General features: G+C 67.4%; 9 protein-coding genes and 1 pseudogene. 8 read left to right on the top strand and 2 right to left on the bottom strand.

All coding sequences use genetic code 11. The annotated features are described in order from the left end of the window. The first annotated feature begins 48 nt into the window (after nt 1–48). The 8 genes and pseudogenes from gcvP to F1D05_RS36630 all read left to right on the top strand — a co-directional run bounded on the left by gcvP (nt 49) and on the right by F1D05_RS36630 (nt 10,932). Nucleotides 49–2,902: pseudogene (gcvP, locus tag F1D05_RS36600) on the top strand (aminomethyl-transferring glycine dehydrogenase). Next, nucleotides 2,899–3,960: a serine hydrolase domain-containing protein gene (locus F1D05_RS36605; protein ID WP_246486270.1), complete on the top strand. Its 1,062-nt coding sequence runs from the start codon at nt 2,899–2,901 to the stop codon at nt 3,958–3,960. Before gcvP ends, F1D05_RS36605 begins: the two are co-directional and overlap by 4 nt. Then, the gene (locus F1D05_RS41615) at nt 3,932–4,198 is read left to right on the top strand and encodes a DUF7586 domain-containing protein (protein WP_246486271.1); all 267 of its coding nucleotides are present in this window, start codon (nt 3,932–3,934) and stop codon (nt 4,196–4,198) included. The genes F1D05_RS36605 and F1D05_RS41615 overlap by 29 nt, the downstream gene beginning before the upstream one ends. A 94-nt stretch (nt 4,199–4,292) precedes the next feature. Beyond that, nucleotides 4,293–5,759: a pyridoxal phosphate-dependent decarboxylase family protein gene (locus tag F1D05_RS36610; RefSeq protein WP_185444806.1), complete on the top strand. Its 1,467-nt coding sequence runs from the start codon at nt 4,293–4,295 to the stop codon at nt 5,757–5,759. Next, nucleotides 5,756–7,381, top strand: a complete 1,626-nt coding sequence (locus F1D05_RS36615) for an IucA/IucC family protein (RefSeq protein WP_185444807.1) — start codon at nt 5,756–5,758, stop codon at nt 7,379–7,381. The genes F1D05_RS36610 and F1D05_RS36615 overlap by 4 nt, the downstream gene beginning before the upstream one ends. Further along, nucleotides 7,378–7,917 (top strand): GNAT family N-acetyltransferase, encoded by a 540-nt coding sequence (locus F1D05_RS36620; protein WP_185444808.1) that lies wholly within the window; start codon nt 7,378–7,380, stop codon nt 7,915–7,917. Before F1D05_RS36615 ends, F1D05_RS36620 begins: the two co-directional genes overlap by 4 nt. 1 nt (nt 7,918) lies before the next feature. Beyond that, nucleotides 7,919–9,190, top strand: coding sequence for a lysine N(6)-hydroxylase/L-ornithine N(5)-oxygenase family protein (locus F1D05_RS36625; protein WP_185444809.1), 1,272 nt, complete (start codon nt 7,919–7,921; stop codon nt 9,188–9,190). Continuing rightward, nucleotides 9,187–10,932, top strand: coding sequence for an IucA/IucC family protein (locus F1D05_RS36630; protein ID WP_185444810.1), 1,746 nt, complete (start codon nt 9,187–9,189; stop codon nt 10,930–10,932). The genes F1D05_RS36625 and F1D05_RS36630 overlap by 4 nt, the downstream gene beginning before the upstream one ends. Here the strand turns inward: F1D05_RS36630 and F1D05_RS36635 are convergent. Beyond that, on the bottom strand, nt 10,897–12,321 hold the full coding sequence (locus F1D05_RS36635) for an amidase (protein ID WP_185444811.1): 1,425 nt from the start codon (nt 12,319–12,321) through the stop codon (nt 10,897–10,899). The genes F1D05_RS36630 and F1D05_RS36635 overlap by 36 nt on opposite strands. 57 nt (nt 12,322–12,378) lie before the next feature. Beyond that, complete coding sequence (locus F1D05_RS36640) at nt 12,379–12,534, bottom strand: hypothetical protein (RefSeq protein ID WP_185444812.1); 156 nt, start codon at nt 12,532–12,534, stop codon at nt 12,379–12,381. Nucleotides 12,535–12,764 lie beyond the last annotated feature (230 nt).

The following is a 12,764-nucleotide window of genomic DNA, read 5'->3' on the forward strand; positions in this document are numbered from 1 at the left end:
TGACAGAGGGGGAGGCCACCGGCAATTGTCAGCAACGGAGCCTCCTCAATGACTGAACAATCCCTTCCGCAAGTGTCAGCTGTCTTCGCCGACCGGCACATCGGGCCACGTCCGGACGAGGTCGCGCGGATGGTCCAGGCCCTCGGGTACGCCGATGTCGACGCGCTCGTCGATGCCGCCGTCCCCGCGTCGATCCGGACCACCGAGCCGCTCCGGCTGCCCGAGCCGGCCTCCGAGGTGGACGCACTGACCGAGTTGCGTCAGCTCGCCGCGCGCAACAACGTCGCCACCACGATGATCGGCCAGGGGTACTACGGCACCTTCACCCCGTCGGTGATCGTCCGCCGGCTGGTCGAGAACCCGGCCTGGTACACCGCCTACACGCCGTACCAGCCGGAGATCTCCCAGGGCCGCCTCGAGGCGCTGCTGAACTTCCAGACGGTGGTGTCCGACCTGACCGGCCTGCCGACCGCGAACGCGTCGCTGCTGGACGAGGGCACCGCGGCCCGCCGAGGCGATGACGCTGGCGCACCGGTCGAACAAGAAGGGCAAGAGCAACCGGTTCCTGGTCGACGCCGACACGTTCGCGCAAACGATCGCGGTCGTGCAGACCCGCGCCGAGGCGCTCGACATCGAGGTCGTCGTCGCCGACACGACCGATGGGCTGCCCGAGGGCGACTTCTTCGGTTTCCTGGTGCAGTACCCGGGCTCGGGCGGCGTAGTACGGGATCTCAAGCCGCTGATCGAAGCCGCGCACGCACAAGAGACGCTCGTCGCGGTCGCGTCCGACCTGCTCGCGCTGACCCTGCTCGAAGCGCCCGGTGAGGCCGGCGCCGACATCGTGATCGGCTCGTCCCAGCGCTTCGGCGTCTCGCTGTTCTACGGCGGTCCGCACGCCGGCTTCATGTCCGTGCGAGCCGGCCTCGAGCGGTCGCTCCCGGGCCGGCTGGTCGGCGTCTCGGTCGACGCGGACGGCGCCCCGGCGTACAGGCTCGCACTGCAGACCCGTGAGCAGCACATCCGTCGTGAGAAGGCGACGTCGAACATCTGTACTGCGCAGGTGCTGCTCGCCGTCGTCGCCTCCATGTACGCCGTGTACCACGGTCCCGAGGGCCTCAAGGCGATCGCCGAGCGGGTCCACAGCAACGCCGACAGCCTGGCCGCGTCGCTCAAGGCGGGTGGCGTCGAGGTCGTGCACGACCAGTTCTTCGACACCGTGCTCGCCAAGGTTCCGGGTCGTGCGGCCGATGTCGTCGACGCCGCCCGGCAGACCGGCATCTGGCTGCGTCTCGTCGACGCGGACCACGTCGGCATCTCCTGCGACGAGAAGACCGACGCGACCGCGCTCGGCCGGGTCTGCCGCGCCTTCGGCGTCCAGTACGACGGAGCGCTGGCCGGCGCTGATTGGCCCGCGACGGTGGTCCGGACCAGCGAGTACCTGACCCACCCGGTGTTCAACACGCACCGGTCCGAGACAGCGATGCTGCGGTACCTGCGCAAGCTGTCCGACTACGACTACGCGCTCGACCGCGGCATGATCCCGCTCGGCTCCTGCACGATGAAGCTGAACGCGACCACCGAGATGGAAGCGATCACCTGGCCGGAGTTCGCCGACATGCACCCGCTCGCGCCGATCGAGGACGCGGCCGGCTACGTGACGCTGATCAGTCAGCTCGAGCGCTGGCTGGCCGAGGTCACCGGCTACGCGAAGGTCTCCCTGCAGCCGAACGCGGGCAGCCAGGGCGAGCTCGCCGGCCTGCTCGCGATCCGTTCGTACCACCGGGCCCAGGGCAACGAGGACCGCAACGTCTGCCTGATCCCGTCCAGCGCGCACGGCACCAATGCCGCCTCCGCGGTGATGGCCGGCATGCGGGTAGTCGTTGTCAAGGGCAACGATGATGGCACGATCGACCTCAACGACCTGCGGGCTAAGGCTGACGAGCACGCGGACAAGCTCGCGGCGATCATGATCACCTACCCGTCCACGCACGGTGTGTACGAGGAGAGCGTGACCGAGGTCTGCCAGATCGTCCACGACCACGGCGGCCAGGTGTACGTCGACGGCGCCAACCTGAACGCCCTGCTGGGGTTGGCGAAGCCGGGCGAGTTCGGTGGCGACGTCAGCCACCTGAACCTGCACAAGACGTTCTGCATCCCGCACGGTGGCGGCGGCCCCGGCGTCGGTCCGGTCGCGGTGGCGGCCCACCTCGCGCCGTACCTGCCGAACCACCCGCTGCTCGACCAGGCCGGTCCCGAGACCGGTGTCGGCCCGATCAGCGCCGCGCCGTTCGGCTCGGCCGGTGTGCTGGCGATCTCGTGGGCCTACATCCGGATGATGGGTGGCGAGGGTCTGACGGCTGCCACCAAGGCCGCGGTACTGACGGCGAACTACGTCGCCAAGCGGCTCGAGGGCGCCTTCCCGGTGCTCTACACCGGCGAGAACGGGCTGGTCGCGCACGAGTGCATCCTGGATCTGCGGCCGATGACCAAGGAGACCGGCATCACCGTCGACGACGTCGCGAAGCGGCTGATCGACTACGGCTTCCACGCGCCGACGATGTCGTTCCCGGTCGCGGGCACCCTGATGGTCGAGCCGACCGAGTCCGAAGACCTCGGTGAGCTGGACCGTTTCTGCGACGCGATGATCGCGATCAAGCACGAGGTCGACCGGGTCGCGGCGGGGGAGTGGCCGGCCGGCGACAACCCGCTGGTGAACGCGCCGCACACCGCCTCGTCGGTGATCAACGACAAGTGGGAGCACGCCTACACCCGCGAAGAGGCGGCCTTCCCGCAGTCGGTCGACCGCACCGCGAAGTACTGGCCGCCGGTGCGCCGCATCGACGGCGCGTACGGCGACCGCAATCTGATCTGCTCCTGCCCTGCCCCGGAGGCTTTTGAGTGACCCTGCGCCCTGACACCGCTGCCGCCTTGTACGCCGAGGTGGCAGCGGCCCAGAGTGAGTGGAAGTTGCCGTCGATCAATGCCGGTGTGATCAAGGACGGCGCGCTGGCGTGGACCGGTTCGCGGGGGCAGTTCGCCAGTACCGACGGGCTGACACCGGGGTCCGATGTGCAGTACCGGATCGGGTCGATCACGAAGACGATGACCGCGGTACTGGTGCTGCAGTGCCGCGACGACGGGCTGCTCTCGCTGAACGATGCCGTGGGCAAGCATCTCCCGGGCATCGCGTTCGGCGATCTCACCATCAGGCAACTGCTGGCGCACTCGGGCGGGATGAACGCCGAGCCCGAGGGCGACTGGTGGGAACGCAACCCAGGCGTGTCGTTCGAGACCCTGGCGGCGGCGATGAACGAGTCCCAGGCGGCCGGAAAGCCTGATCGGCGGCACCATTATTCCAACCTCGGCTACGGCCTCCTCGGTGAGGTCGTGGCGCGGCTGCGGGGCGAGCCGTGGATGGAGCTGGTCGCCGCGCGAATCCTGGATCCGCTGGAGATGCGCCGTACGACGTACTTCCCGGTGCGGCCCGCTGCACAAGGGTTCTCCGTGCATCCGTTCAGCGGGCGACTCGAGCAGGAGCCCGCGTACGACGCCGGCGCGATGGCTCCGGCCGGGCAGCTGTGGAGCACGATCGAGGACCTGGCGAAGTACGCCTCGTTCTGGATCGACCCGGGCTACGACATCCTCAGCCGGGACACGATCGACGAGATGGCCGCGCCGGCCGCCGCCGATCCGCGCGAGGCGCTGAGCGCGTCGTACGGGCTGGGTCTGCGGTTGCACGCGGACGACCCGCACATCTTCGTCGGGCACACCGGGTCGATGCCGGGCTTCGTCGCCGGGATGTTCGTGGACCGGGCCCGTCGCATTGGCGGCGTCACGCTGGCGAACGCGACGTACGGGAGGTGCGCGTCGGTGCCGCTCGGACCTGATGCGCGTGCTGGCGTCGTACGAGCCGGCGTTGGCGCCGGAGTGGTTGCCAGAGGCGGAGCTGGCGCAGGGTGAGGAACTGCTCGGGCACTGGTACTGGGGCAATACGCCGCTGACGTTCAGTGTGGTGGGCGGGATCCTCCAGCTGTCCGGCGGAATGAGCTGCCGCTTCTCGCCGATCGGCCCCGATCTCTACCGGGGCCGCGACGGCTACCTGGCGGGCGAGCGGTTGCGGGTGGTCCGGGACGGCGACACGATCAGCCACCTCGACGTCGCCACGTTCATCCTGACCCGCACGCCGTACGGCCGCTGACCGACCCCCGATTGGCGTTCCCTGACCGTGATCAGTAGGTTAGGCATGCCTTAGTAAGGGTTACCTTACTCGACAACATCCTCGGGAGTCCGGCATGCCCCAACCCGCGCCGCTGATAGCGCTGCCGTCGACGTCGGCCCGGTGGCCGCTCGCCACCACGGTCAACGATCGGGGCCGGGGGCCGTTACCGGGTGGCGCGCCGGGCGAGGTGCTGGGCCGGGTCGCGGCGAGGCTCGGCGAGGCGCGGGTGCCGTCGACCGGCGTCGGCGAATCGGCGGCGCTCGACCTGATCGCCTCGTTGCTGGATGCGCAGGGGATCGACCTCAGTCATCCGCATGCCGCGGCTCATCTGCAGCCGCCGGTTCTGCAGGTCGCGGTCGATGCGGACGCGCTGGCCTCGGCCAGCAACGCATCGATGGACACCTACGACTCCGGCCCGGCGACGCTCGCGATCGAGCAGTGGGTGGTGCGGTCACTGGCCCGGCTGGCGGGCTTCGGGAGCACTGCGGACGGCGTACTGACTCCGGGCGGATCCATCTCGAATCTCCTCGCGCTGCTGATCGCCCGGGACAGCGCGGCCGGCCGGGCTGGAATCGATGCCCGACGGTTCGGCGTACAGGGGCTGGCGAAGCCTGTCGTGTTCTGTTCCGAGCTGGCACACTTCTCGATTCAGAGAGCCTGCGCGGCCCTCGGGCTCGGCGAAGAGGCGGTGGTCCCGATCGCGACCGACGACGACTTCCGGCTGCGACTCGACCTGCTCGAAGCCGAGCTTGCGAAGCCTGGCCGTACGCCGATCGCCGTGGTGGCGACGGCCGGTACGACGGACTACGGCTCGGTCGACCCGATCGCCGGGATCGCTTCGCTCGCCCGCGCGCACGGAGCCTGGGTCCACGTCGACGCGGCGTACGGGTTCGGCGCCTTGTTCTCGGACCGGCTGGCTCCGTTGCTGGCGGAGTTGCCGGTCGCCGACTCGGTGACGCTGGACCTGCACAAGATCGGCTGGCAGCCGGCGGCGACCAGCATGCTGCTCGTGGCCGATCGGGACCAGTTCGCCTCGTTCGGCCGGTCGGTGGACTACCTCAATCCGGCCGACGACATCGACTCCGGGCTGGACGGCCTGCTCGGCCGGAGTCTGCAGACCACGCGTCGGCCGGACGCGGTGAAAGTGGCGACCACGCTGACGGCGTACGGCCGGTCCGGACTGGGCACGATGCTCGACACCTGTCACGAGCTGGCCGTCGCCGCGGCGGCCCGGGTTGTTGCCGATAGCAACCTTGAGTTGCTGGCGCCGGTGACCCTTACCACGGTGGTGTTCCGGGTCACCGGGCCGGGAGCTGTTGACCTGGACGCTGTCCAGGGTGAGGTCCGGCGTCGGCTGCTGACGTCGGGCCGGGTGCTGATCGGGCGGACCAGGCGGCCGGCCCGAGCCGGTGGGCCGGCCGTGGTCGCGTTGAAGCTGACGCTGCTGAACCCGAACACGACGGTCCCGGACATCGAGGAGCTCCTCGATCAGGTCGTTGCCGTCGGCCGCGAAGTTCTGTCGGGAAGGGATACTGCGTGACTCCATCGGTGGCAGTCGAGGCACACCTGAACGCGATCCTGCGCTGCTACACCCGGGAAAGGTCGGTGCCGGTCGCGGCCGGCCCACTGGATCTTGGCGTCGGCGGCGTGACGGCCTTCGTCCAGCACGCCTCGCGGACGGGCCTGCATCAATTCACCGACGTACTGGTGGATGGTGAGGCCGTCGCGCCGGAGGAGCTGGTGCGGCTGCTCTCGGTCGACGCTGATCCCGACGAGGTCGACGACCTCGCGGCCCGTACTGCGGAGTCGGTGCGCAACGTCGCACTGTTCGCCGCCGACGAGGGCAAGCGCGGCCCGGGCCGATTCCTGGAGACCGAGCAGGCTTTGCTGTTCGGCCACCTGAACCATCCGGCTCCGAAGAGCCGGGACGGGTTGAGCGGTGCCGAGCTCACGGCGTACTCGCCGGAGCTGGGTGGCCGCTTCGCGGTGCACTGGTTCGAAGCCGACGCCGAACTGGTGTCGTCGGACCAGGTGGCCGGCGCGCCATCGTTGCAGGGACTGGACGCTCTGCAGCTGATGGCCGCGCTGGCCGGCATCACGCCTGCGCCCGGCACAGTGCTGATCCCTGCCCACCCGTGGCAGGCCGCGTCGCTGCTTGACCGACCGCGGGTGGCTCGGTTGGTAGCGGAAGGCCGGGTGAAGCCGCTCGGGCCACTAGGCGCCCAGTGGTACCCGACGTCGTCACTGCGGACCGTCTACCACCCAGACCTGCCGGTGATGCTGAAGCTGTCACTCGGGCTGCGTATCACCAACTCCCGGCGCGAGTCGACGCCGACAGAGCTTCGCCGCGGCCTGGAGATCAACCGGCTGCTCGACGCGGCGTACAACGCTGGTACTGCGACCTCCCATCCGCGGTTCACCATCGTCCGGGACCCGGCCTGGGTCGCATTGGATGAGGGTGGGCCGACCTTGACGGGCCTGGACGTCGCAGTACGGGAAGTGCCTTCTGCTGTTGACGAATACGCGTGTCTAGCCGGCCTGGTGGCTCCCCGGCCAGGCCGGCTTTCTCGGCTGAGTGACCTGGCTGCAGCGGACCCTGCTGCGTGGGTGGCGTCGTACGTCGACTCGGTGCTGGTGCCGATGCTGCACCTGTACGCCGAGACCGGTATCGGGCTGGAGGCGCACCAGCAGAACACTCTGATCCGGCTGGACGACGCCGGTCGGATCACTGGTGGCGCCTACCGCGACAACCAGGGCTACTACCTCGCTTCGTCGTACCTGCACGACCTCTTGGCTGTCACTGGTCTCTCGGACTCGACACTGGCCGTAGTCGACGACACGATCGTGGACGACCGGCTCACTTACTACATGCTGCACAACCAGGCTTTGTCTGTTGTTGGCTGTCTGGGCGTCGACGGTGTTGCCGACGAGGATGCGCTGCTGGCAGTGGTACGGCATCGGCTGTCGGTGGCGCTGCCGCTGCTGAAGGCGGCTGGGCCCGACGGTGATCGGCTGGCGCAGCGCTGGTTGTCCGCGGACCAGCTGCCCTGCAAGGCGAACATGATGACTCGGCTGCGTGGGATCGACGAGGTCGTGGCGCCGCTGGACGCGCAGTCGGTCTACCTGGACATCCCCAACCCGCTTCGGCTGAGCGCGCAGTGAGGTGTGAGGTAGCGCCGCTGTTGCATCTCGACAGCGGCTTCGCCCTTCGCCCTGCTGTCATGGATGACGCAGCATTGGTCGCGGCCTGGATGACACGGCCGCACATCCTTCCGTGGTGGGAGCAGGACTGGCCGGCTTCTCGGTGGGCAGAGGAGATCTCGCGGTTCGCTGAGGGTGAGCACACGATTCCCTGCATGACGACGTACGAGGGCGTCGACCTGGCGTACGTCGAGCTCTACCGGGTGCGGCACGACCGACTGGCGGAGTACTACGCGTGGCAGGAGCACGACTGGGGTGTGCACCTCGCTATCGGCGATACCGGCTACGTGGGCCGGGGGATAGGGCGCAGGTTGATCAGGTCGCTGGCGGACGCCCTGCTGCGGGCCGATCCGCTGTGCGACCGGGTGGTGGCCGAGCCGGACATCACGAACGTGCCGTCGGTGCGTGCCTTCGAGGCGGCCGGCTTCGTTGTGCAGGGGGAGTTGGAGCTGCCCGAGAAACGAGCGCATCTGATGGTGCGCGGCAGAGAGGCCTGAGATGACTTTTGACGTGATCGCGATCGGCTGTGGGCCGTTCAACCTGGGGCTGGCCGCGCTCGGCTCGACCGTGGACGATCTACAACTTGCAGTGCTCGACAGCCGGCCCGAGTTCACCTGGCATCGCGGACTGATGTTCGACGACGCGATGTTGCAGGTGTCGTTCCTGGCCGACCTGGTCAGCCTGGTCGAGCCGGCGCACCCGCTGTCGTTCCTGTCGTATCTGCGGGACAACGATCGGCTCTACCAGTTCTACGTTCGGGAGAAGTTCCACCCGACGCGTCGAGAGTATGAGGCGTACCTGCGGTGGTGTGCGGCGTCCTTGGACTCCGTGCACTTCGGCCACCACGTTGCTGCCGTCGATTGGGACGGCGATGCTTTCGTGCTTCGCGTAGAACATGCTGGGACGGTCTCTGTTTTCAAGGCGCGCCACCTCGTGCTTGGAGTTGGCAGCGAGCCTTCTATTCCTGCCGCGTTGGCTGGGTTGCCTCCGGAGCGCTTCCTGCACTCTGCCGACTATCTGTTCCGCCGGCCTGAGCTCTTGCGTGCTGGTCGGGTCACGGTGGTTGGATCGGGTCAATCAGGCGCTGAGTGCGTTCTTGACCTACTGCGAGCTGAGCAGCCGGCTGTCAGTTGGCTGACTCGCACTGGGGCCTTCACGCCGCTGGACTACTCCAAGCTGGTCCTGGAGATGACGACCCCGTCGTACGTCGACTACTTCCATGCATTGGACGAGCCCGTCCGCGACAGGCTGGTCAAGGACCAGTGGCGGCATTACAAGGGGATCTCGTCGGACACGCTGGAGGATATCCACGACGTGCTCTACCAGCGAGACCTGGGGACGTCGCTGGCGCCGCCGATCGAGCTGCGAGTCGGTGTGGCCGTGGAGAGCGCTGTCGCTCGTGCAGACGGCATTGAGCTCGTGCTGCGTCATGCAGACAGCGGGCGCACCTTCCAGCACGTCACCGACGTGGTAGTTGCTGCTACTGGTTATCGCAGCCGAGCGCTGCCGTTCCTGTCTGCTATCGATCCATTGGTACGCCGCGATGCCGCTGGGCGGTGGGTGATCAACAGGGACCACAGTGTCGCCTCTGAGACCTTGGACGGCAGGCTGTTCGTGGCCAACGCGGATCTGCACAGCCATGGTGTTGCGGCACCGGATCTGGGGATCGGTGCGATCCGCAACGCCACGATTCTCAACAGCGTCGCGGGACGCGAGGTCTACCGGCTGCCGAAGTCCACCGCCTTCACCAGCTTCGCCATTCCGGGATGAGCTGGGCCGAGAAGTCGTCGGAGCTGCTGGCCAAGCTGATCTCGCAGCTCTGCACCGAGGACCTACTGCAGCCCATCGACGACCGCTTGGAGCTAGGCGAAGCGACGTACACCTTTACTTCGTCGCGCGGTGCTTTCGGCAGCTACCGGGTTGCTCCGGGCTCAGTACGCCGTACTGCGTCTGGCATCCTCGGCAACGACGAGAGCGAGGCCTGCATCGACCCTGTGCAATTCCTGGTCGACGCTGCTCCGGTGCTTGGCCTTCCTGGCTCCACGGTGGCCGGCTATGTCGCCGAGTTGTCTAGCACGCTCGCTGCCGACGTACGGATGGCGTCTTCCGCTGTATCGAACGCCTCGTTGCTTGGTCTCCACCACAGCAGCTTGGAAGGCCACCTGACCGGCCACCCCCTCCTGGTAGCGAACAAGGGGCGCCTGGGCTTCTCTGCTTCCGACAGCGCTCTCTACGCCCCCGAGGCCCGTACCCCGCTCCGCCTGGTCTGGCTCGCCGTACGCCGAGGCCTAGCCGAGTTCCGCGGTACCCCGGACCTCTCAGAACACGCCGTGATCGCCCAGGAGCTCGGGCCTTGCGCGGAAGAGTTCCGCGACCTTCTGGATGACCCAGATGCATACGTCTGGTTGCCCTGCCATCCATGGCAGCTGGACCACGTAGTACGAACGCAGTGGGCGCGTGAGTTGGCCAGGGGCGAGATCGTCGTGCTGGGGGAGGGCCCAGCTGAGTACCTGCCGACACAGTCGATTCGGACGATGGTGAACGTCTCGGACCCTTGCCGCTACCAGGTGAAGCTCCCGCTGAAGATCCTGAACACCTCTGTCTATCGCGGCCTCCCGGAGCACTGCACCCTTGCTGCTCCGATGGTGACTCAGTGGCTGCGCGGGCTCTGGCAACGCGACGAGCTACTGGGGCGACTCGGCACCGAACTGCTGGGGGAGGTCGCCTCCGTGACCGTGCGGCACCCGCAGCTCTCCTTCGCCCCTGGGGTGCCTTACCAATGGACCGAGACGCTCGGCTGCATCTGGCGAGAGCCGGTCGAACCACGGCTGCAGCCCGGCGAAACCGTCTGGCCGCTGGCCGCAGTACTGCACCGCGATGTCGCGGGGGAGCCGCTAGCGGCCGCCATGGTCGCGCGATCAGGCGTAGACGCCTCCACGTGGATCGGCGAGCTCCTCTCAGCCCTCATGCGCCCGCTACTGCACCTGATGCACCACTACGGCATCACCGTGAACCCCCACGGCGAAAATCTGGCCGTCATCTGCACCCCGTCAGGCGTCCCGGCCCGCATCGTCATCAAGGACCTGGTCGACGACATCAACGTCTCCACCACCCCCATCCCCGCCCGCGGCACAGAACCCGACTCCCACCACCGAATCCTCCCTCGCAAGCCCTGGCACATCCTCCGCCAATACTTGGTCGACGCCCTTCTCCTAGGCGTCCTAGCCCCCTTGGACACCATCCTGGCGGACTCCTCGCTCCTTCCACCCGGCCACCTCTGGTCCCAACTCCGAGGCGAGATCGAGCTCTACGCAGCCACCTTCCCGGAGTACGCCGACCGCCTCTCAGCTACCGCCCTCCTAGGCGAAACCTTCGCCCGCTACCCCCTGAACGGCTACCGCCTAACCAGCGGCTACGCCGACCTGGCCACCCGCCCACCCGTCCCAGTAACCGGCCGCATGCCCAACCCCTTGTTCTCAGTCGACCCCATCGCCCCAGTCCGCCCTTGGTAGACCTGGCGGTCTGAGGCGCCAGGTCTCCAGTTCTTCGTCGATCACGATGCCGAGGCCGAGCAGTGCGCCCTCCCGCTCGGGTAACCCGGCCAACGACAACCCGACCGGCAGACCGTGCGCATCGAAGCCGGCCGGCACGCTGAGGGCAGCAAACCCGGCCACGGACCACGGCACCGACAACCGAATGTCCGGGCCGACCGGCCCGCGGCCGGCATCGATCAACGGCGGCGGCGCGTCGATGGCCGGATGTGCGACGGCATCGAGCCGATGGTCCGCCATGATCTGCCGCCACTTGCTCTCCCATCGGGTCCGAAGCAGCAGCGCCTTCTCATAGCTCTCAGCACTGACCTTCTCGCCCATCTGAACCCGACGACGTACCTGCGGCGTGTACAGGTGCCGGCTGTGCGGCATGAGCGGATCGTGGATCTCCAGCGCCTCCACCTTGTTGATCGTGTCGAAGACACCAACCGACTCCTTCAACACCTCGGCCGCAATGGCCGGCGTACCGATCTCGACCAAAACGGCCCCACGAGCGACCAACTGACTCAACGCAACCCGGCAAACCTCTGCGATGCCCTCGTCCACTTCCTTCCAGGACATCTCGATCGGCAGCCCGATCCGGACCCCGTCAAGATCCGTCGGCGGCTCGGACGGATAGTCGACCACCGGAAGATCGAGACTCCCAGGATCGCGAGCGTCGTACCCCGCAAGCACCCGCATCAACAACGACACATCAAGCATCCGCCGCGCCATCGGCCCAGTCACATCAAAGGTAGGACTAAGCGGAATCACGCCGTACCGCGAAATACGCCCGCTGCCAGCACGCAGCGTGGATACGCCACAGGCAGCAGCCGGGATCCGCAGCGAACCCGCGGTATCGGTGCCAATGGCCACAGGCGCCATCCTGCTGGCCAACGCGGCCGCCGATCCACCTGAGGAGCCGCCAGGCGTCCTGGTGGAGTCCCACGGATTCCTGGTCGGCGACGATGCGGTGCCATAGGCGAACTCATGCGTCGTGGTCTTCCCGAGCAACCCGGCGCCGGCGGTCGAAAGCAGCTGCCACGCAGCCGCGTTCTCCCGCGGCACAAACTTGGCAAGCACCTTGCTCCCCGCGGTGGTGAGCACATGGCGGGTAAGGAAGAGATCCTTCACAGCGACCGGTACGCCGGCCAGGGTGCCGACCTCCGTACCGTCCATCCGCGCCTGATCCGCGCGGCGCGCCGCCGTCAGCGCCAGCTGCGGCGTCCTGGTGACGAATGCCTGGACGGTCGGCTCGAGCCGGGCAATCCTGCGCAGGCAATCGGTGACAAGTTCGTACGCCGAAAGTTTACGTTCCGCCAGCTGACCGAGAATCTCGACCAGGCTCAGGTCCGCGGCGTCTTCGGTCACCCGTCGAGCCTACGAAAATAACCCGCCCGGGGAATCCCCGGGCGGGGCGTCGCGAGTTCAGCCGCGCGCGACCGCGACGACGTTGTAGAGGCCGAAGCAGAAGACCACGATCATCCCGAACAGCAGGATGAAGAGGATCTGCCGCCAGAAGGAGATCAGCAGCACGGCCCCGGCCAGCGCCACGATCGACACAACGATTTCGTTCTGAGGCATGATGTTCCTCTTTTCTGTCTGCTCCACGTCCCATCAATACTTGCTTTCCACCGGAGTTGCGTTAGATTTGCCCGGTGCCCCGTTATCTGTGGTGTTGATATAAGTGAACGACGGATCTATAGGGGGTCAATCCGAAAGATTGGCCAATGCGGCAATGCCAACTGGATAAGGTCGGCTGCCTTTATTTGGTAGGGACCGGCAAGTATCGGCAGAGCGGCTGCCAACTGGGT

Source organism: Kribbella qitaiheensis, from assembly GCF_014217565.1.
GTDB lineage: Bacteria > Actinomycetota > Actinomycetes > Propionibacteriales > Kribbellaceae > Kribbella > Kribbella qitaiheensis_A.